The following is an 18,968-nucleotide window of genomic DNA, read 5'->3' as shown; positions in this document are numbered from 1 at the left end:
GCCCGGATGTCACAGCACTTCCCGGATCACTCGTCCCGCGGCCGTCAGAGGAAGGTCCAGTTCGGCATCCTGGAACCCTTCGGCAGCTGGGGTGCACCCGGGCCGTACAGCCAGTTGACGTCGGCGGGCCCGGTGAGCTCGCGCATCCGCCACGGCATGTCGTCCCCCTCCCGGAGAACAGGTTCCAGCCTGGTGATCAGCGCCCTCATGAGGTCGGTCCCGCCGCGCACGACGGCCTCGACCGGCATGCCGTCCGGCGCGACGCTCTCGCCGCCGGCGAACAGCCCCGGCGGCGGGGAGACCGGCACGAACCACCCGTTCTCCAGACGGAGCACCAGCACCCGGTAGCCGTGCCGGGTCGCCGCTCTCGTCGCGGAGCCGCCGGAGGTGCGGGTGCCGAACCAGGCGTCGGTGACGTCGTGGAGGTCGACGGCCAGCTTGTCCCTCCGGCCGAGGTACAGGTGGTCCTCGGTCAGGCGAAAGTGCGCCCGGTCGATAAAGCGCACGATCTTCGGATGCGCCCAGCGGACCGCCAGGACCACGGCAGCCAGCCAGAGGACGGTACCGACCACAGCGATCACGGGTTGCGCGGGGGAATCCCCGAGTGCGACGAGCGGCAGCACGAGCACGACCGTGGCCGCCATGGCGCCGAGATTGCCGGCGGCGGCGTACAGCAACCAGAACGTCGGCCAGCCGAAGAAGCCTGGCCTCACCTCGGCGACCGTCATGCGGATGATTATGGCCCCATTTGCGCCTTATTTGCACTCTATTGGCTCGTGATTTGCTCCCGTAGCCACGCATCCATGCCGCCCTCGACCGACCGGGCGTCGAGCCCCGTCTCGCGCAGCTGCCGGGCCACGCGGTCCGACCGGGCGCCGGACTTGCACAGCACGTGCACCGGGCGGCCGGCGGCCCAGGCCGTGACGTCGTCGACCACGGCGCCCGCCCGGTCCCCGGCGAAGGCTCCCGAGGGGACCGGCCGCGCGCCGGGCAGGGCGGCGAGCTCGATCTCCCAGGGCTCGCGCACGTCGAGCACGGCGGGCTCCGGACCGTCCGCGCGCAGCGCCGCCAGCTCCCCCACACCGGTCCGCACAGCGGTCCGCACCGTGGCCGCCGCACCGCCCGAGGGCTCCGACCCGTCCGGCAGCACCAGCCCGCAGAACACCGCGTACGGGTCGACGTCGCCGGTACCCGTGCCGGTGCCGGCCAGCAGCGCCGTGACGGGTTCCCGGGCCGGATCGCGCCGGACGGTGAGGTGCCGCCAGGTCAGGGCCAGGGCGTCGTACGTCGCGAGCCGGCCGAGCAGGGTCTCGCCCAGCCCGGTGACGAGCTTGATCGCCTCGGTCGCCATGACCGAGCCCAGGGTGCCGCACATCGCGCCGAGCACACCGCCCGTCGCGCAGTCGGGTGTGGCGCCGGCCGGTGGCGGTTCCGGGAACACGTCCCGGTAGGTCACGCCCTCCACGCCTGCCGGCGGAGCGCCCCAGAACGTGGCGACCTGACCCGTGAACCGGTAGATCGCGCCCCAGACGCACGGGAGGCCCAGCACCTCCGCGGCGTCGGAGACGAGGTAGCGGGTGGCGAAGGCGTCGGTCCCGTCGAGCACCAGGTCGTAGCCCGAGAGCACGTCGAGCGCGTTGGTGGCGGTCAGCCTTTCCCGGTGCTCGACCACGCGGACGTGCGGGTTGACCTCCGCGACCGTCGCGCGTGCCGACGTGGTCTTCGGCGAGCCCAGGTCCGAGACGCCGTGGATCACCTGACGCTGCAGGTTCGACGTCTCGACGAGGTCGTCGTCCACGATGCCGAGCGTGCCGATACCCGCCGCGGCGAGGTAGAGCAGCGCGGGGCTGCCGAGGCCGCCCGCGCCCACCACCAGCACGCGCGCGCTCGCCAGCCGGCGCTGGCCCTCGGTACCCATCCCGGGCAGCACCAGGTGGCGCGCGTACCGGGCCAGCTCGTCACGGTCCAGCTCCCTGCCGGGCTCGACGAGCGGCGGCAGCGCGCTCACAGCGCCAGGTCCAGGTTGTCGCCGACGGCGACCAGGCCGCCGACCGGGGACGACGCCAGCGCGCGCTCCCGCCGCGGCGACCGGCCCGCACCGGCCGCTGCGTAGCCCGCCTCGACCGCGAGCCGCATCGCGTGCGCCATCCGCACCGGGTCGGCCGCGCGGGTCACGGCGGTCGCGAGCAGGACGCCGTCGCACCCGAGCTCCATCGCGAGTGCCGCGTCCGACGCCGTGCCGATCCCCGCGTCCAGGATCACCGGGACCGACGCGGCACCGGCGATCGCCTCGATGTTGCGCGGGTTGGCGATGCCGAGCCCGGAGCCGATCGGCGAGCCCAGCGGCATGACCGCCGCACAGCCGACGTCCTCCAGGCGGCGCGCGGTGATCGGGTCGTCGTTGGTGTACGGCAGCACGGTGAATCCGTCGTCGACCAGGATCTTGGCTGCCTCGACGAGGCCGATCACGTCGGGCAGGAGCGTCACGTCGTCGGCGATGACCTCCAGCTTCACCCAGTTCGTCGCGCACGCCTCGCGGGCGAGCTGCGCGGTGAGCACCGCCTCCCGCACGGAGAAGCAGCCGGCGGTGTTGGGCAGGGCGCGGATGCCCAGGCGTTCGAGCAGCCCCCAGATGGACGGGTCGCCGGCGGCTGCCGGGTCGGCCGACGGCCGGGGCCGGGACACGCGGCGCATCGCGACGGTCGTCAGCTCCGTGCCCGAGGCCACGAGCGCGTCCTCCAGGGCGAGCAGGCTCGCCGCTCCCCCTGTACCCATGACCAGGCGTGATCCGAGCGTCGTGCCCGCGATGGTGAACGGTGTGTCGTCGTTGCTCAGCATGTTCAGCCTCCCTGCACGGCGGTGACTACCTCGACGCGGTCGCCCGGCCGGACGTTCGTGGTGCCCCAGGCGCTGCGCGGCACGACGGCGTCGTCCAGCGCGACCGCGACGCCGCGCGGTGCGCCGTCGACCACGAGGCCGGGCAGCAGGCGGGCGACCAGGTCGGCGATCGGCAGCGGGCCGTCGAGCGGGTACGGCTCGCCGTTGACGACGGCAGCGCCGGGCGCCCCGGTCGCCTGCGCTCCGGCGGTGCCGGACGCGCTGGACGGTGCGGTGGACGGTGCTGTGGTCATGCTGTGCCTCCTCGTTCGGTCGTGGGTGTGGTGCTGTATGCGTCGGCGAACCGGCGCGGGTTCGCGTACCGGGCGGCTGCCTCGACGGCGGCCCTCTCCCCCGGCCCACCCGGCGCCACGCCCAGCGCGTCGTCGACGGCGGCCGCCGTCAGCGGGGTGAGCAGGATGCCGTTGCGGTAGTGCCCTGTGGCCAGGTACAGGCCGTCGGCCGCCCGGCCCAGGAGCGGCGCGTTGTCCGGGCTGCCGGGCCGCGACCGGGTGACGGCCTCCAGGAGGACCGCGTCGTCGAGCTCGGGCAGCAGGGCGCGGGCGTCGCGCAGCAGGGCGAAGACGTCGCCCGCGCGGGCCAGCTGATCGTCGTCGCGCTCGTCCGACGTCGCTCCGACGACCAGCTCGCGCCGCCCGTCGGGCCGCACCCGGCGGGGCACCGCGTAGACGGGTCGCCCCTGCACGGTGCCGCGCACCACGACCGCGGGCGACCGGTCGGCGGCGGCGTCCAGGCGCAGGGTCGTGCCGGGCACCGGCCGGGTGGGCGCACCAGCGAACAGGGCCGCGCTCGCGTGGCCGGCGGCCAGGACGACGGTCCCCGCGGAGTAGGTGGTGCCCGCGTCGTCGAGCGCGCCGACGACCGTGCCGTGCGCCCACGTCAGCGAGACCGCGGCGCGGGGCACGTGGGTCGCGCGCGCGGTGGTCACGGCGAGCGCCGCGTGCACCGCACGCGGGTCCACCTGGTGGTCGCCCGGGACCCACGCGGCGCCCGCCACCCGGGGCCCGACGCCGGGCTCGCGCCGCCGCGCCTCGGCGGGCGTGATCTCCACCGAGCCGAGACCCAGCTCCCGGTGCAGGGCGAGGGACCGGCGCAGCGCGACCAGGTCGTCGCCGTCGTAGGCGAGGGCGAGCGTCCCTGCGGTCTCCAGGCCGACGGCGCCCGGCGGCAGCCCTGCCGCGCGTTCGAGCGCGTCGGCGAGGTCCGGCCAGAGGGCGAGCGAGGCCGTGCCCAGCCGCGCCTGCGCCTCCTCGCCGAAGCCCGCCTCCATGACCGGCGCGAGCATGCCCGCGGCGGCATGGGTGGCCCCGTCACCGGGCGCAGGATCCAGGACGACGACGCTCGCACCGGCCTCCAGCGCACGCCAGGCAGCGGTCAGGCCGATGATGCCCCCGCCGACGACGAGGACGTCGCACGCGTGACTGCTCACGTGGCTGCTCGCACGGCTGCTCAAGTGTTCTCCCTTCGCTGGCATGACCCAGATCAGGTTCGACGGTCGGCGCCCTGCGCCCTCTCAGCCCCGTCCGGGGCTCCCGTGCACGCGACAACCATAACCCTGTCCGGAGACCCGTCCGGCAGGCGCCAGGACGCCGGTGCAGCGCGGGACCGGCTCCGGCGCCGACCTAGACTCCCGCCCATGGACCCCCGCACCCGGCTCGCCGACGCCCGCCTGTACCTGTGCACGGACGCCCGTCAGGACACCGGCGACCTGGAACCGTTCCTGCACGCGGCGCTGGAGGGCGGCGTCGACGTCGTCCAGCTCCGGGACAAGTCCCTTGAGGCCGCCCGCGAGGTGGAGCTGCACGCCCTCGTCGCCCGGGTGGCGGCCGAGCACGGCGCGCTGTGGGCGGTCAACGACCGGGCCGACATCGCGCGGCTCACCGGTGCGCCGGTGGTGCACATGGGCCAGGGCGACCTGTCGTCCGGCGCGGTGCAGACCCTGCTGGGCGACGGCCCCGTGCTGGGCCGCTCCACCCACAGCCTCGACCAGGCGCTGGCCGCCGAGGCCGACCCGCGCGTCGACTACTTCTGCGTGGGGCCCGTCTGGGCCACACCGACCAAGCCGGGCCGCCCGGCCGTCGGCGTCGACCTGGTCCGCGACGTCGCCGCCAAGGAGCCGGCCACCCCCTGGTTCGCCATCGGCGGGGTCGACGACGCCCGCCTCGATCAGGTGCTCGACGCCGGGGCGCGCCGCGTCGTCGTCGTCCGTGCCATCACGCAGGCGGACGACCCACGGGCCGCGGCCGCCGGTCTGCGTCGCAGGATCACGAACGCGGACCGGTAGCGCGCGGCCCACGGGCCGTAGGCCGTCAGGCCGTCAGCCTGTCACGACGTGACGCGCTGCCAGGCCTGGTTGGTCCCGCCGGTGCACGTCCACTGCTGCGCCTTCGCGCCGTTCGCCGTGGAGAACGCGGCGATGTCGAGGCACTTGCCGCTGTTGCGGTTGACGAGCTGGACGTTCCCACCGGTCACCGCCTGGACCCGCCACTGCTGGTTGGTACCGCCCGTGCACGTCCACTGCTGGACCGTCCCGCCGTCGGCGGTCGAGCTCGCGTTCACGTCCAGGCACCGGTCGCTGGCGCCGTTCGTGATCTGGACGTAGCCGCCGGCGACCGCCTGGACCTGCCACTGCTGGTTGGCGCCGCCGGTGCACGTCCACTGCTGGACGACGCCGCCGTCGGCGACCGAGCTCGCGTTCACGTCGAGGCACTTGCCGCTGTTGCGGTTCACCAGACGTTCGGGCCGCTGCTCGACCAGCGTCCAGTCCTGCGAGCCGTCCGAGGCCGAGGCCTGGAGCGTGAGCTGGCTGCCCGCGGTCGCCCCGGTCAGGTACAGGCCGGTGCTGGCGGCCGCCTGCAGCCGGGTGTACCCGTCGCTGGTGGTGACGAGCCTCCAGATCCCGGACTCCGTGTCGTCCACCCACTGGCCGATCTTCTGACCGGCCGACGGCGTCCCGGTCCAGATGCCCGCTGCCCGGCCGCCGGACTTGTTGAGCAGGGCCACCGCCCGGTTGGGCTTCGTGACGACGTGCCAGAACTGCGTGTCGCCGTCGGACGCCGACCCGGCCGCCTCCAGGACCACGTCGGGGACGTCGGCGTTGCCGATGTTCGCGTCGTTGCTGTGGTTGCCCGTGCCGACCACCTGGCCGGTCTTCCGGTTGACGAGCTGGTAGTACTTGCCTTCCGAGCGGCCGAGGTCCACCTCGCCGTACCGGATGATCGCGTTGCTGGCCGGACCGCCCCACGTGCCCTGGAGGATGGACACCCGCCCGGTCCGCGTGACGTACTGCAGGGACCTGCTGTAGCCGGCGCCGACCGTGGTCTGGTACTCGGTCCACTGGCCGGTGCTCGAACCGGTGCGGTTGACCCAGACGTTGCCGCTGCCGCTCGCGTTGTAGACGATCCGGCCGTCCGGCAGCGGGATCATGACCGGGCTGCCGCCCGTGGCGAGCCGCCGCGAACCGCTGCTGACGGGCAGGGTGTCCACTCCCGTCCCGTCGACGTCGCCGTCGGCGAAGAACCGCAGCGGGTCGGTAGCGGTCTTGAACCGGGTGTTCGTCCCGCCACCCCAGTACTCGAAGGTGAGCAGCCACTTGCCGTCCGACGTCGGCGCGATGGTGGTCATGCCGGGGCGGCCTCCGCCGATCACCGACTTCCCGCCGACGTTCTCCGTCGTGCCAGCGACGTCCACGACCGGGGCGCTCCACGCCGCGCTCGTGCCGTCCCACGTGCGGTGGGCGAGGATCTGGCCGTGCGAGTCGGTCGCCGTGTCGTTCGCCGGGTCCAGCCGCGCGACGCCGGTCGCGGGGTCGTAGCCGAGGTAGTCGTTCTCGTCCGAGTAGTAGGTGACCAGCTTGCCGTCGCGCACGATGAGGAACGGCTCCCAGACGGGGTCGACCTGCCGGTACGTGTTGGCCGCGGCGACGTTCGTGCCGATCGCTCCGGCGCTGCCGCCCTGCCAGCCGCCCTTCGCGACGATGTTGACGACCTTCCACGTCACGCCCTGGTCGGCGGACGAGAACAGGGCGATCGCGAGGTCCTTGCGGTCGCCGTCGTTCGTCGGGGTCCACCCGGGGTCGGCCGCCTTGTGCTCGGTGTAGTAGTGGTCCTCGCCGGTGACGAGGCTCGCCACCAGAAGCGTGCCCGCTGCGACGTTGCCGACGGTCTGCGGCATGACGTAGAGGTACGGGCTCCCCCAGTTGCTCGTGTACTTCGCGTAGGCGGGGTCGCTCGAGAGCTCCGCCGGCGGACGGACGACCGAGAGCGACTGCCACGTGGTGCCGTCGTCGTCGCTCTTGTAGATCGGCAGGGTCCCGCCGGTCGCGGCACCGCTGGTGGGGTTGACCGTCGCCTTCTCGAACGCGGCGACAAGGCGCCCGCCGGGCAGCTCGGCGGACTTCGGGTAGACGGCGCAGTTGCCGCGCCCCTTGAGGCACTGGTCCGCGTCGGTGAGCTGGTACACGATGCCGCCGGTCGGGCGGTAGGCCTGCGCGATGGCGGTCGGTACCAGCACCGTCACGAGAACGGTGAGAAATGCGGTCAGGACGAGCTTGGACCTGGACGTCATGCCCCCTCCTTGGGGATGTCATCGACCCGTGCGCGGCACGGGATCTCCGTACGCGACGCCGTCCTCGGCGCCGCGCCTACTCCGGCCGCGGGGGCCCGACGTCGGCGTCGGGCTCCCGCGGCGCTCAGCGTCACTTGTTGACGCTGAAGCCTTGCGAGCTGCCGTAGGTGACGAGCTGCTCCTGCCAGGCCTGCAGGCCCGCGTTCAGGTCGCTCTTGTCGGTGTAGGCCGCGCCGACGGTGTCGGGGAAGACGCTGTTGGCGTACACCTGGTACGGCAGGTACTCCCAGCCCGGCGCGACGTTCTCCGAGGCCTCGACCAGCACCTCGTTGATCTTCTGGCCGCCGAAGTACTCGGGTTCCTCGGCGAGGAACTCGGGCGAGCTCAGGTGGGCAGTGGTCGAGGGGAAGCCGCCCTGCTCCAGGAAGACGTCGACGCTCTCCTCGGAGCTGTTGAGCCAGCGGGTGAACGCCGCGGCGAGCGCCGGGTCGTCGCTCTGCTTGATGACCGACTGGGCGCTGCCGCCGTTCTCGGCGGTGATCGGCGAGCCGTCGTAGCTGGGCAGCGGTGCGACGCGCCACTTGCCCGCGCCGTCGGGCACGGAGCCCTCCAGGATGCCGGGCATCCACGCGCCCGTGACGATGGTGGAGATGGTGCCGTCGCCCAGGGCCTTCCACCAGTCGTCGCTCCAGGTGGGGATGTCCGCGAGCAGGCCGGGCTCCACGAGCTGGTTCCACGTGTCGGCCCAGAGCTTGGTGCCGTCGTCCTGCAGGTCGACGGTCACGTTCGTGCCGTCGGTCTGGTACGGGCGGCCGCCGGCCTGCCAGATCAGCGGCTGCGCGAAGCCCGGGTCGCCGGCGTCGTTGGTGATGTACTTCGACGGGTCTGCGGAGTGCAGCTTCTCGGCGGCGGCGATGTAGTCGTCCCACGTGGTGGGGACGTCGAGGTCGTGCTCGTCGAAGATCTCCTTGTTGTACAGCAGCACCATGGGGCCGGAGTCCTGCGGCAGGCCGTAGACCGCGTCGTCGGCGGTCACGGCCGACCAGGTCGAGGCCGTGTACTGGTCCTCCAGGTCGCCCAGGCCGTAGGCCGACAGGTCGAGCAGGCTGTCCGAGAGCACGAACTGCTGCAGCGCGTAGTACTCGATCTGCGCGACGTCGGGAGCGCCGGAGCCGGCCTTGATCGCGTTCTGCAGCTTGGTGTACTCGTCGGTGGCGGTCCCTGCGTTGACGACCTCGACCGTGACGTTCGGGTACTCCTTCATGAAGGCCTCGGCCTGGGCCTCGCCCGACGGGGTCCACGTCCAGTAGGTGAGCTCGCCGCCTTCTTCGAGGGCGGCGTCGAGGTCGGCGGGCGAGCCGGCGGGCGCCTCGGCGCCCGGGGCGTCGGCCGCGCCGCAGCCGGCGAGGGTCACGGCGGTCAGTGCGGCGGCGGCGACTGCTGCCGCCGCCTTGGTGCGGGTGGTGCGGGTGGTGCGTCCTGCTCTGGTCATGGTCTTTCCTTCACGTCTTTGTGGTGGGTGAGGGTGATGTGAGTGAGGTCGGTTACTGCTTGACGCTCCCGGCGCTGAGGCCGGACTGCCAGAAGCGCTGGAGGAGCAGGAAGATCACGACGATCGGCACGATCGTGATGAGGGAGCCGGTGACCACGAGGTTGAAGATCGGCTCGGCAGCGACGCCCGCCGCCTGCGCGCTCCACTGGTTGAGCCCGACGGTCAGCGGGTACCAGTCCGGGTCGGTGAGCATGATCAGCGGCAGGAAGTAGTTGTTCCAGGTCGCGACGACGGAGAACAGGGCGACCGTGACGATGCCGGGGGCCAGCAGACGGATCGAGATGGTGAAGAAGGTCCGCATCTCCCCCGCGCCGTCGAGCCGGGCGGCCTCCAGGAGCTCCGTGGGTACCGAGTCGATCGTGTAGACCCAGATGAGGTAGAGCCCGAACGGGCTGATCAGCGACGGGACGATGATCGACCAGGGGGTGTTGGTCAGTCCGATCTGGCTGAACAGCAGGAAGGTGGGCACGGCAAGGGCGGTGCCCGGTACGGCCACGGCGCCCAGCACGACGGCGAAGTACGCCCCGCGCCCCGGGAACCGGAACTTGGCCAGGCCGTAGCCGGCCAGCGTCGCGAGGAAGGTCGCGCCGCCGGCGCCGACCACCACGTAGAGCAGGGTGTTGGCGAGCCAGCGCAGGAAGATGCCGTCGTCGTGCGTGACGGTGGCGACGATGTTGTCCCACAGGGCGAAGGAGTGCCCGAACGAGAGGCCGAACGTCGAGAACAGGTCGCCCTGGGTCTTGGTCGCGTTGACCACGAGCCAGACGATGGGCACGAGCGCGTACACGAGGAACAGGACCATGAGCAGCGTCATGGCGACCGACTTGCGCGGGTGGGTGACCGAGTACGGCCGGCGGGCCCCGCCCGGGCGGACCGTGCCCGTGCGGGCCTTGACGTTGATGGTGCGCAGACCGGTGGACATCAGCGGTCCTCCTTTCGAGAACCGCGCATCTGCACCACGTAGGCGATCACCGCGGTGATGACGCCCATGATGATCGCGACGGTGGCCGAGTAGTTGTACTGCTGCCCGGCGAACGACAGGTTGTACGCGTACATGTTGGGCGTGAAGCTGCTGGTGATGACGTTGTTCGCCAGCGGCTGGAGCACGTTCGGCTCGTTGAAGAGCTGGAAGCTGCCGATGATCGAGAAGATCGTGGCGATCACTATCGCGCCGCGGACCGCGGGCAGCTTGATGGCCTTGACGACCTGCCAGCCCCGGGCGCCGTCGATCTCGGCGGCCTCGTACAGCTCGGTGGGGATCGTCTTGAGGGCCGAGTAGAAGATCACCATGTTGTAGCCGACGAACTCCCACGTGACGATGTTGCCGATCGACGCGGTGATCCACCGGCGCGCGAACGGCTGGAGCACGTTCGCGCCGAGCCACTCGTTGATGCTCGCCGTCAGGCCGAAGTTGTCGCTGTACAGGAATCCCCACATGAGGACCGCCACGACGGCGGGCACCGCGTAGGGCAGGAACACCACCACGCGGAACAGCCCGGTGGCGTACAGGCGCGCGCTGTCGATGGCGAGGGCCGCGACCATGGCGAGGACCAGCATGATCGGCACCTGGATCAGCAGGAACCCGAAGACCCGCCCGAAGCCCTCCCAGAAGCTCGGGTCCTGGAACGCCGTGACGTAGTTGCCGAGGCCGACGAACCGGTTGCCGCCCACGAGCTGGTTCTGGAACAGGCTCAGCCAGAGCGCGTAGACCAGCGGCGTGATGAACACGAAGACGAACACGAAGGCGAACGGCCAGGTGAACAGCCAGCCCGTCCAGTCCCTCTTCGGGTGGCGGACGGCCGTCATCGGACCGCCTCGCTGTTCCCGAGTGCGGCGACGAGCTCCGGCGCCCGCTCGTCGACGAGCGTCCGGCAGCCCCACGGCCCCAGCGTGAGCTCCGAGCCGGTGACGTGCGCGGTGTCGGCGCCGGCGTCCCGGACGTCGGCAGAGAGGACGAGCCGCTGCTCGCCCCAGCCCCAGTTGAAGACGAACCAGACGCGGCGCCCGTCGGGCAGGGTGCCCGAGGACACCGTGACGGCCGGGCTGCGGTCGGCCGCCAGCAGGTCGCCGACTCCCTGGGGAGCGGCCCACCGTACGACGGCGGTCGCGAGCGCGGGTGACGGGACCGTGCCGACGGTGGTGACCCGGCCGCCGCCGTGCGGGTGGGTGACCACGGCCGGGAAGTCGCCGAACCGCGGGTGCTCGTACGCGGCAAGGGTCTGGGCGCCGTCGGGGATCAGGCCGTCGACCCAGCGGCGCGCGGAGGCGTCCGCGTCCAGGACGAGCGGGCTGCCTTCGGCGGCCACCACCGTGAGGTCGGTGTCGAGGTTGGAGAACTCCTCGTACCAGACGCCCGCCGCGTCGTGCAGGCCGTCGGGTGCGACCGCGACGCGGGCGCGCGCCTCGTCGTCGGCGTAGGCGGTGCGCGGTCCGAGGATCAGGTGGCCGCCCGCGGCGGCGTACCGGCGCAGCAGGTCCAGGTCGAGGTCGGTGGTGATGTACAGCCCGGCGGCGACGAGGACCGGGAACCGGCGGGCCAGCTCCGCCGCGCCCAGCGCGTGCGCCTGCGGCAGGTGCAGGATGCGCGCCTGCCGGCCGGCGCCGGTCACACCCCGGTAGAAGGAGTCGACGATCTGCTCGTACGACTCGTCCTCGGCCTGCCCGTCGGTGGCGAGCGGGGGCATGTACTGCAGGGCGAAGCGGCTGGGGTTGGACCAGAGGATCGCGACGTCGGCGTCGGGCTCGTACCCGTCGAGCGTGGTCCCGAGCCGGGCCAGCTCGTTACCGATCTCCGCGATCTCCGCGTAGACCCGGCCCGGGCGGAGGCTGTGGGGCAGCACCCCGCCCCAGTAGGTCTCCGCGCCGTACGGCAGCGTGTGCCAGTGCCAGTACTCGATCATCGCCGCACCGCGGGAGATGAAGGCATAGGCGGCCTGCTTGAGCTGGCCGGGGTACGGCGGGTGGTTGGCGTGCGACGCGTCGATGGCCTGCGCGTTGGTCTCGGTGACGAGGTAGCGGGCCTGGCGCGAGGAGTACATGCGGTCGGCCTGGCGCAGCAGCCCGGCCACGCCCGTGGTGTTCCAGTAGTTCGGCTGAGCGAGCTCGGAACCGGCCTCGAGATGGTCCTGCATGCCGTAGTACGGGTTGCCGGACAGCACGTCCAGGTGCCGGCCGAGCTGCTCGTCGTCGAGCGCGCGACGGGGGTACTGCAGGCAGGTGGTGACGAACTGGCCGGGGCCGCGGTACTCGCCGACGATGGCCGCCTGCCAGGCGATGAACTCGCTGGTGACGTCCGCCTGGTAACGGCGCCAGGCCAGGTCGTACTGGGGGAACGAGTTGCCGTCGGGCCGCCACAGCTCGTCCCAGCCGTCCAGCCGGTGGGACCAGTAGGTCAGGCCCCACTCCTCGTTGAGGGTCTCGACGTCGCCGTACTGCTCCTTCAGCCGGCGTACGAACCGCGTGAACGTCCCGTGGTTGTGGATCAGCTCCAGGCCAGGCTCGTTGTCGACCTGGTAGCCGATCACCGCGGGGTGCGAGGCGTAACGGCCGAGGATCGCGCGGATGACCCGCTCGGCGTGGTGCCGGAACGCGGGGTGCGAGTAGTCGACCTCCTGGCGGGCACCCCACGGGATCGGCTCGCCCGTGCGCCGTTCGGCGGCGATCTCCGGGTAGGCGGTCTGCAGCCACGGCGGCACCGCGTAGGTGGGCGTGCCGAGGATGACGTCGATCCCCCGGGCTCCTGCGGCGTCGAGCACCGGTGCGAGCCATTCGAGGTCGAGCTCGCCGTCGCGCGGCTCCCACGTCGACCAGACCGACTCCCCGACGCGGATGACGTTGATGCCCGCCGCCACCATCAGGTCGAGGTCCTCCTGCAGGCGGCCGTGGCGGTGGTACTCCGGGTAGTACGCCACGCCGAAGAGCATGTGGCGGGCCGGGGTGGGGTGGTTGTGCAAGTCCATGAGGCAGCTACTCCGTTGTCGTGCGCTGGAACTTGGGTGACGCTAGCGCCAAATGTGACCGGTCACAATGCTCTGAGACCAACTTGTTACCGGTCACATGCGTCGAACCCAGGGTGACGCGCCCTACGGTGGGACGATCCGAGCTCGCCGACGAAGGAGACCGAATGCCGCACGGCACCGCACCGCTGGAGACCGGTGAGGCGCGGGACGCACCCCGGGACGACCTGTCGTCCGAGGTCACGCCCGGTGCCGGCACGGTCGCCGCCTCGGCCGAGGAGCTGGGGCGGCCCGCGACGATCCGCGACGTCGCGGCACTGGCACGGGTGTCGCACCAGACGGTGCACCGGTTCCTGCAGGGTTACGAGGGCATCCGGCCGACGACCCGCGAGCGTGTCGTCGAGGCGCTCGCGGCTCTGGAGTACCGCCCGAACCTGACCGCCCGCTCGCTGACCACCGGGCGGTCGATGCGGATCGGCGCGCTGACCCACGAGCTCGACCAGTTCGGACCGAGCAAGATCATCCAGGGCGCCGCGCAGGCTGCCCGCGACGCCGGCTACGTGCTCGACATCCTGAGCCTCGACATGGGCGACCCGGAAGAGATCGACCAGGCGCTGCAGACCGTCACGCAGCACGACCTCGCCGGCGTGCTGGCCCTCGCCTCGACCGACCACATGGCGCAGGCGTTCGGCGCCGCGAACTTCCGGGTGCCCGCCTTCCTCGCGGGCGAGGAGGACGAGTTCGCGAGCCACCATCCCTCACAGCTCACCACCGTGGGGTTCCCCGCCCTCATCGACCACCTGGCGGAGCTCGGCCATCAGCGGCTGCTGCACGTCGCAGGCCCCACCGCCTGGTCGGCGGCCCGTAACCGGGCCCGTGCCTTCGAGACCGCCGTCGCCGCCCACGGCCTGGTGTCCGTCGGCGTCGTGCACGGCGACTGGACCGCACGCTCGGGTTACGAGGCCATCTCGGCCCTACCGGCCCGCCTCGACTTCACGGCCGTCGTCGTGGCCAACGACCAGATGGCGCTCGGGGCACTCCTCGCCCTCCGGGAGCGCGGCGTGCGGGTCCCTGAGGACGTGAGCATCACGGGAGTCGACGACATCCCCGACGCCGCCTACTTCTCTCCCCCGCTCACTACTCTCCGGGTCGACTTCGTCGCCCAGGGACGCCGCGCCGTCGAGCACCTGCTGGCGCGCATCGCCCAGCGTGAGCCCGCGGACGACGAGGCGCTGATCTCGCGGCTCGTCGTGCGCCGGTCCACCGGCACCGTGGCTCCGTAGCGCGAGGGATCGGTCGGCAAGGTACATACGTGGAGCAGGTGCCAGGCCTGCTGAATTTCGTTCAGGCCGACCCGGCGCCTCCCGAAACAGTACGCCTCGCCCGCCGGAGGCCATCCGCAGCCTCGCCGCAGGCCCGAGCCTCTAGGCCGCATCCGAGCCTGAGTCCGTCCAGGTTCTCACCGTGCGAGCAGCGCACGCAGCTCGTCAGCCGCGCCCGTGGCACCGAGCAGCCGGACCCCGTCGGGGAGCAGGACGAGAGCCCCCGAGTGTGCCCGTGCCGCGATCCGCGCCTGCTCCCAGATCAGGACGGTCTGCAGGATGACCGCCTGATAGGCGTAGTAGTCACCGCTTCTGCGGGCTTCTGAACGCCGCCACGAACGTGCTGGCGGCGAGCGCGGCGATCTCCTCGCCCAGCAACGCCTCGACGCCCGAGTCCGTGGTGTCGGTCACGGGTGTCAGAGCTCGTCCGCTGCGGGCCGGCTGCGCCGTCCGACGACAAAGCCGGCCGCGCCGCCGAGCAGGAGCGCGCCGGCGCCGGACAGCAGCACTGCCGTCCCGGGCGTAAATGCGCCACCCGGGACGTAGGTCGTGTCCGACAGTGGCGCGTACGCGAACCACCCGGGCGCCGGGCGGCTCTCGACCCAGGCGGCGGTGCCCAGCAGGACCAGTCCGAGGACGGCGAGAGCCGGGATCACGACCTGTACGGCGCGCCTCCGACGGGGTACCGGAGGCGGGGTGGCTGTCATGTCGCTCATCCTCCCGGCGCACGCCACAGAGGGCAACCGTCATTCGTGTCGTATCCGCAACCGCCGCCGTCTACAACGCCGACGTCGGACCGCGAGGGCCAACGGACCTCAGCCAAGCAGCGAGAGCAATGCCGACGCTGCGCCGTCGTCGTCGATCGGGCCCGTGGCTCGGTCCGCGCAGCCCTGCACGTGGGCGGGGGCGTGGCCCATGACGACGGACCGGGCGGCCCAGCGGAACATCTCGACGTCGTTCTCCCCGTCACCGATGGCCGCCGTGTCCCAGGACTCCACGCCCAGCTCGGCCCGCACCTGCTCCAGCGCCGTCGCCTTGGACAAGCGGGGCGGGGTGACGTCGAGCCAGTCCGGGCGCGTCTCGATCACCGTCAGCCTCATGGCGCGCAGCACAGGCACGAGGCCGAACGCGGCGGGCCCGTGGATCACCAGCCGCGGCGTCGGTTCCGCCCACAGCTCCTCAAGCGCGCCCACGCTGCGCTGGTCGCCGTTCAGCTCACCGTCGGGGAACGGGATGTTCACGCGGTACCCGACGCCCACCACCTCTGCCGCGACCCGGATACCGGGCATGACCTCAACAGCCACGCGCACGGCCTGCTCTGGCTCGATGCCGTGCAGGTCGGTGATCTCGTACTCGCCACCCTTGAGGTGCGCCGTCACGGCACCGTTGCTCGCCACCAGCCACACGTCGTCGAGGCCCAGCTCGACGGCAGCGTCCAGCGCGCCGATCAGGGAGCGGCCCGTCGCCAGGACGATGTGATGGCCAGCAGCGCGGACCCGCTCCACCGCGGCGCGCACAGCAGCGGTCGGCGGCCGCCCGGTGTTGATCAGGGTGCCGTCGACGTCGCAGGCGACGAGCTGGGCCGTGTCGGCCTGCACGTCGGTCTGAATTTTCATGGTCCCAGCGAAGCAGGAAGTTGCCGCCGACCACGTGGGATTGCACATGCTCGTGCAATCGAGAGATGTCGTCAAACCATTGCCCCGTGATTGCCTGTGATCGACATCCGGTGCGAGACTCCGGGTGTCGTTCCACTCATTCCGATCCACCCGACCAACCGGAGGAAAGATGGACATCGAATTCATGTGGAAGGACGAGAATTCCAGCGTCACGCAGTGCCCCGCTCTGTACGCCACCGACGGCGGATACGTCGTGCAGGGAGTCAAGCTCGACGCGGCCACGCGCGCGCAGCTCCGTGACCTCGGCGAGGGCGAGGACGGCGTGTTCGTCCCGGCCAACGTGCTCGACAAGCTGAAGGGCGCCCTCTGACGGTGCAGGAGATCACAGGCGGCGAGTTCGGGCATTACATGCTCACCTTCGAGTCCACGGCGTTCCGGTTCGAGCAGCAGCCGGCTTATGTCGTGGCTTACGAGGCCGAGTATTTCGCGTCGTGGCGCGCAGGCGATCCGCGAGACCCGCGAGAGATGCCCGAGCTCGCCGCCTGGCTTCCGATGGTGCGCGACTGGGTCGGGCAAGGTCGACGGATCGAACGTGTCCGCATCCACCAGGACCCGCCCACCGACTACCAGCGCTGGGTCCGGTGGGCCGGGCAGCACAACGTGGAAGCCGGCGAGGTGATCCACTACGCCACGCCCGAGCGGGCGCACGAAGTCGGGCTCCTGCCCGACGCCGGGCCGTACGACTGGTGGCTGCTCGACGACGCGCGACTCTTGCGCATGACGTTCGACGACGACCAGCAGTGCATCGCGATGCACCTGATCACCGACGAACCGTCGCTGGACCGTGCCCGCACCTGGCGGGATCTGGCGATCCGCGCCGCAGCGGACTGACATGGCACTCTTCGCAGGCGCCGAACACTTCGAGGCGATCGGCCACCGACTGCGAGAACTGCGCGAGCATGCCGGGCTCGAAGGCAAGGACCTGGCCGTCCGGCTCGGATGGTCGGCGTCGAAGGTGAGCCGCCTGGAGCTGGCTCGACAGGGCATCTCGCCAGCCGACATCGACGCATGGATCACGACGACCGGCGGAAGCTCCGGGGACCGTGCGGCCCTGCTCGGCCTGCTCGATCAGGCTCGGGAGGAGCAGCACACTCTGCGCCGGCGCGCCCGGCACGGGCAGGCAGCCGTGCAGGCCGGGTACAACACCCTGATCGAGCGCGCTGCAGTCATCCGGTTCCTTGAGACCGCCGTGATACCTGGACCGCTCCAGACACCCGAGTACGCCCGCGCAATCCTCACCGCCGCACAGCGACAGCTGCGACTCTCGGTCGAGGACATCGAAGGGGCAGTCACGACCCGGATGGAGCGGCAGAGGTATCTCTACAGCAACCGCCGGTTCAACCTCTTGATCGCCGAGCCGGTGCTCCGCTGGGGCCTCGTGCCACCGGACGTGATGCGCGGGCAGGTCGACCGCCTGCACACCGTGATCGGGCTCAAGAACGTCCGGCTCGGGATCCTGCCGTTCGGCACGCCCCTGGAGATCGTTCCGCTGCACTCGTTCGTCATGTACGACGACCTCGTCTGCGTCGAGACCTTCGGCCGCGAGCACCGGTACACCGGCCCCGAGGTCGAGACCTACACCAACGTGCTCAACCACCTCTGGGGGTCCGCAGCCACAGGGCTCGATGCTCGCCGACTGCTCGTCAAGGTCGCCGACGAACTCGCGCCACCTGCCATGTAGGCACGCCGGCGTGCGGCGTTCAACGGAAGACGCGGCTGATACCCCCGCCGAGCTGCGACAGCTGCATCCAGATCGAGAGGCGGGTCAGTGGCCGCAGGAGCAGGGCGCGGACCGGACGGCGCGGCCGGTCGGCGTTGCGGTCCCAGGCGAGCGCAAGGCGCAGCTGCGTACCGCCGGCCGCCGGCTCCAGCTCGACCCTGATGCGCTTCGCGTTCGAGAGGGCGACGTCGGGATAGGTGAAGCACCACTCGATGAGCCGGCCCTCTTCGAGGGCGACGACCTCGACCTGCTGGGCCAAGAGCTCAGGCTTGACCCTCAGCGCCTTGCCGTCGGGACGCGTGGTGCGTGTACGAGCCACCCAGGTATCCCCCACGCGCACCGCCGGCGGTCCGCTCTCGATGCTGCCGATGCCCGGTTCCCAGTCAGGCATCCGTGAGGCGTCGGCGAGCAGCTCCCAGACTCGCTCGACCGGAGCAGGGGCGAAGGCCTCGGAGACGCCCGAGAGCCGGCCCGGCGAGACGGTGCGCAACGGTTTGTGGGACGGGTAGCGCTCGGCTTCGTCGAGACCCGCGACGACCGCCTCGGGCGTGGTGCCGAGCCGGCGCAGCACGGCGGCGATCATGCCGCTCGGCTCGACGATCAGCTCGCGCAGCACGGCCGCCGCGTCGCCGCGCTTGTCGCCGCCGCTGGCGCGCTCGAAGATCTCGAGCGAGGGCCTGTCCCACTCGTAACCGCCCGTCTCGTGGAACACGATCTTGCCGCCGGCGGGCACCTCGGCCTTGATGCCGAGCGAGCCCAGCTGCTCGGCGTGCTGCGCGGCAACTGCCTCCCGCACCGCGTCGAGGGTGACCCCCAGACCGCGCAGCACCTGGCCCGCGACCTGTTCGTTCACCGCGAGCGCCATGAGCAGGTGGCCGACGTCGGTCGTGCGCTGCCCCGAGCGCGAGGCCTCTTCCATCGCGGCGAGCGACAGCGTGTGCGAGGTGGCCGCGGCAGTGGCGAACTTGCTCACTTGCTCCTCCTGGGGACCGGGATGGTCTGGTCGATCTTCTTCGCGTACTTCTTGTGCACCGCCTGCCGGGTCACGCCGAGCGCCTCGGCGACCTCGAGCCAGCTCATGCCGGAACGCAGGCCGGCCTCGACCTGACTGAGCTCGAGGCGCTCTGTGAGCACCCGGAGCGAGGCGATGGCCCGGAGCCCTGCACGGGGATCGCTGGTGTCGGCCGCGACGTCCGCGACCTGGGTTGATTCCATAGCTATCAACCTACGTTGCTAAGGCTATCCAAGCAACTCAGGTTGCCAACACGGTGCACAGCC

General features: G+C 71.5%; 19 protein-coding genes and 1 riboswitch. Of the genes, 5 read left to right on the top strand and 14 right to left on the bottom strand.

The features are described from left to right. Positions 1–44: 44 nt before the first annotated feature. From AB0I32_RS13530 to thiO, 5 genes are read right to left on the bottom strand one after another with little or no spacing between them, the layout of a single operon-like run. On the bottom strand, positions 45–728 hold the full coding sequence (locus AB0I32_RS13530; protein ID WP_357506702.1) for a hypothetical protein: 684 nt from the start codon (positions 726–728) through the stop codon (positions 45–47). 38 nt (positions 729–766) lie between these two features. After that, positions 767–2,008: a ThiF family adenylyltransferase gene (locus AB0I32_RS13525; RefSeq protein WP_357506700.1), complete on the bottom strand. Its 1,242-nt coding sequence runs from the start codon at positions 2,006–2,008 to the stop codon at positions 767–769. After that, the gene (locus AB0I32_RS13520) at positions 2,005–2,838 is read right to left on the bottom strand and encodes a thiazole synthase (RefSeq protein WP_357506698.1); all 834 of its coding nucleotides are present in this window, start codon (positions 2,836–2,838) and stop codon (positions 2,005–2,007) included. The genes AB0I32_RS13525 and AB0I32_RS13520 overlap by 4 nt, the downstream gene beginning before the upstream one ends. 2 nt (positions 2,839–2,840) lie before the next feature. Then, entirely contained in the window at positions 2,841–3,131 is a 291-nt protein-coding gene (gene thiS, locus AB0I32_RS13515) for a sulfur carrier protein ThiS (RefSeq protein ID WP_357506696.1), read from the bottom strand. Further along, complete coding sequence (gene thiO / locus AB0I32_RS13510) at positions 3,128–4,327, bottom strand: glycine oxidase ThiO (RefSeq protein ID WP_357506694.1); 1,200 nt, start codon at positions 4,325–4,327, stop codon at positions 3,128–3,130. Before thiO ends, thiS begins: the two co-directional genes overlap by 4 nt. Positions 4,328–4,340: 13 nt before the next feature. Continuing rightward, positions 4,341–4,444, bottom strand: a riboswitch (TPP riboswitch). A 90-nt stretch (positions 4,445–4,534) separates the two neighbouring features. On the opposite strand from thiO, the gene thiE reads away from it, so the two are divergent. Further along, entirely contained in the window at positions 4,535–5,182 is a 648-nt protein-coding gene (thiE, locus tag AB0I32_RS13505) for a thiamine phosphate synthase (protein ID WP_357506692.1), read from the top strand. A 41-nt stretch (positions 5,183–5,223) separates the two neighbouring features. Here the strand turns inward: thiE and AB0I32_RS13500 are convergent, their stop codons facing one another. The 5 genes from AB0I32_RS13500 to AB0I32_RS13480 all read right to left on the bottom strand — a co-directional run bounded on the left by AB0I32_RS13500 (position 5,224) and on the right by AB0I32_RS13480 (position 12,975). After that, positions 5,224–7,464, bottom strand: a complete 2,241-nt coding sequence (locus tag AB0I32_RS13500) for an RICIN domain-containing protein (RefSeq protein WP_357506690.1) — start codon at positions 7,462–7,464, stop codon at positions 5,224–5,226. Positions 7,465–7,594: 130 nt separating this feature from the next. Further along, entirely contained in the window at positions 7,595–8,956 is a 1,362-nt protein-coding gene (locus tag AB0I32_RS13495; RefSeq protein ID WP_357506688.1) for a sugar ABC transporter substrate-binding protein, read from the bottom strand. A gap of 52 nt (positions 8,957–9,008) precedes the next feature. Further along, positions 9,009–9,830: a carbohydrate ABC transporter permease gene (locus AB0I32_RS13490; protein WP_357506884.1), complete on the bottom strand. Its 822-nt coding sequence runs from the start codon at positions 9,828–9,830 to the stop codon at positions 9,009–9,011. 107 nt (positions 9,831–9,937) lie between these two features. Beyond that, positions 9,938–10,822 carry a sugar ABC transporter permease gene (locus tag AB0I32_RS13485; RefSeq protein ID WP_357506686.1) on the bottom strand — a complete coding sequence of 295 codons (885 nt, stop codon included), beginning with the start codon at positions 10,820–10,822 and terminating at the stop codon, positions 9,938–9,940. Then, the gene (locus AB0I32_RS13480) at positions 10,819–12,975 is read right to left on the bottom strand and encodes a beta-galactosidase (RefSeq protein WP_357506684.1); all 2,157 of its coding nucleotides are present in this window, start codon (positions 12,973–12,975) and stop codon (positions 10,819–10,821) included. Before AB0I32_RS13480 ends, AB0I32_RS13485 begins: the two co-directional genes overlap by 4 nt. A gap of 164 nt (positions 12,976–13,139) precedes the next feature. Between AB0I32_RS13480 and AB0I32_RS13475 the strand changes: the two genes are divergently transcribed. Continuing rightward, positions 13,140–14,255: a substrate-binding domain-containing protein gene (locus AB0I32_RS13475; RefSeq protein ID WP_357506682.1), complete on the top strand. Its 1,116-nt coding sequence runs from the start codon at positions 13,140–13,142 to the stop codon at positions 14,253–14,255. 455 nt (positions 14,256–14,710) lie between these two features. On the opposite strand, the gene AB0I32_RS13470 is transcribed toward AB0I32_RS13475, so the two are convergent. Both AB0I32_RS13470 and AB0I32_RS13465 read right to left on the bottom strand, forming a co-directional pair. Then, a complete protein-coding gene (locus tag AB0I32_RS13470; RefSeq protein WP_357506680.1) occupies positions 14,711–15,001 on the bottom strand; it encodes a hypothetical protein in 291 nt (96 codons plus the stop codon). 108 nt (positions 15,002–15,109) lie between these two features. After that, the gene (locus tag AB0I32_RS13465) at positions 15,110–15,910 is read right to left on the bottom strand and encodes an HAD hydrolase family protein (protein WP_357506678.1); all 801 of its coding nucleotides are present in this window, start codon (positions 15,908–15,910) and stop codon (positions 15,110–15,112) included. A gap of 169 nt (positions 15,911–16,079) precedes the next feature. On the opposite strand from AB0I32_RS13465, the gene AB0I32_RS13460 reads away from it, so the two are divergent. Genes AB0I32_RS13460 through AB0I32_RS13450 form a run of 3 tightly spaced genes read left to right on the top strand, consistent with a single transcriptional unit; the run spans position 16,080 to position 17,651 of the window. Continuing rightward, a complete protein-coding gene (locus AB0I32_RS13460) occupies positions 16,080–16,280 on the top strand; it encodes a hypothetical protein (protein WP_357506676.1) in 201 nt (66 codons plus the stop codon). A 2-nt stretch (positions 16,281–16,282) separates the two neighbouring features. Then, complete coding sequence (locus AB0I32_RS13455; RefSeq protein WP_357506674.1) at positions 16,283–16,801, top strand: DUF6879 family protein; 519 nt, start codon at positions 16,283–16,285, stop codon at positions 16,799–16,801. Position 16,802: 1 nt separating this feature from the next. After that, positions 16,803–17,651, top strand: a complete 849-nt coding sequence (locus tag AB0I32_RS13450) for a helix-turn-helix transcriptional regulator (RefSeq protein WP_357506672.1) — start codon at positions 16,803–16,805, stop codon at positions 17,649–17,651. Between the two features lie 19 nt (positions 17,652–17,670). Here AB0I32_RS13450 and AB0I32_RS13445 read toward each other — a convergent pair whose 3' ends face one another. Then, on the bottom strand, positions 17,671–18,663 hold the full coding sequence (locus AB0I32_RS13445; RefSeq protein ID WP_357506670.1) for a Clp protease N-terminal domain-containing protein: 993 nt from the start codon (positions 18,661–18,663) through the stop codon (positions 17,671–17,673). Next, entirely contained in the window at positions 18,660–18,905 is a 246-nt protein-coding gene (locus AB0I32_RS13440) for a hypothetical protein (RefSeq protein ID WP_357506668.1), read from the bottom strand. The genes AB0I32_RS13445 and AB0I32_RS13440 overlap by 4 nt, the downstream gene beginning before the upstream one ends. Between the last annotated feature and the right edge of the window lie 63 nt (positions 18,906–18,968).

The organism is Promicromonospora sp. NPDC050249 (assembly GCF_040656015.1).
Taxonomy (GTDB): domain Bacteria; phylum Actinomycetota; class Actinomycetes; order Actinomycetales; family Cellulomonadaceae; genus Promicromonospora.
The sequence above is the reverse complement of the archived record's forward strand: the minus strand, read 5'-3'. Positions and strand labels throughout refer to the sequence as shown.

Coding starts and splice junctions, on each gene's coding strand:
- AB0I32_RS13450 (WP_357506672.1), top strand. CDS start 16,803: ATGGCACTCTTCGCAGGCGCCGAACACTTCGAGGCGATCGGCCACCGA.
- AB0I32_RS13485 (WP_357506686.1), bottom strand. CDS start 10,822: ATGACGGCCGTCCGCCACCCGAAGAGGGACTGGACGGGCTGGCTGTTC.
- AB0I32_RS13490 (WP_357506884.1), bottom strand. CDS start 9,830: ATGACGCTGCTCATGGTCCTGTTCCTCGTGTACGCGCTCGTGCCCATC.
- AB0I32_RS13480 (WP_357506684.1), bottom strand. CDS start 12,975: ATGGACTTGCACAACCACCCCACCCCGGCCCGCCACATGCTCTTCGGC.
- AB0I32_RS13440 (WP_357506668.1), bottom strand. CDS start 18,905: ATGGAATCAACCCAGGTCGCGGACGTCGCGGCCGACACCAGCGATCCC.
- AB0I32_RS13520 (WP_357506698.1), bottom strand. CDS start 2,838: ATGCTGAGCAACGACGACACACCGTTCACCATCGCGGGCACGACGCTC.
- AB0I32_RS13465 (WP_357506678.1), bottom strand. CDS start 15,910: ATGAAAATTCAGACCGACGTGCAGGCCGACACGGCCCAGCTCGTCGCC.
- thiE (WP_357506692.1), top strand. CDS start 4,535: ATGGACCCCCGCACCCGGCTCGCCGACGCCCGCCTGTACCTGTGCACG.
- AB0I32_RS13500 (WP_357506690.1), bottom strand. CDS start 7,464: ATGACGTCCAGGTCCAAGCTCGTCCTGACCGCATTTCTCACCGTTCTC.
- AB0I32_RS13460 (WP_357506676.1), top strand. CDS start 16,080: ATGGACATCGAATTCATGTGGAAGGACGAGAATTCCAGCGTCACGCAG.
- AB0I32_RS13530 (WP_357506702.1), bottom strand. CDS start 728: ATGACGGTCGCCGAGGTGAGGCCAGGCTTCTTCGGCTGGCCGACGTTC.
- AB0I32_RS13495 (WP_357506688.1), bottom strand. CDS start 8,956: ATGACCAGAGCAGGACGCACCACCCGCACCACCCGCACCAAGGCGGCG.
- thiS (WP_357506696.1), bottom strand. CDS start 3,131: ATGACCACAGCACCGTCCACCGCACCGTCCAGCGCGTCCGGCACCGCC.
- AB0I32_RS13475 (WP_357506682.1), top strand. CDS start 13,140: ATGCCGCACGGCACCGCACCGCTGGAGACCGGTGAGGCGCGGGACGCA.
- AB0I32_RS13470 (WP_357506680.1), bottom strand. CDS start 15,001: ATGACAGCCACCCCGCCTCCGGTACCCCGTCGGAGGCGCGCCGTACAG.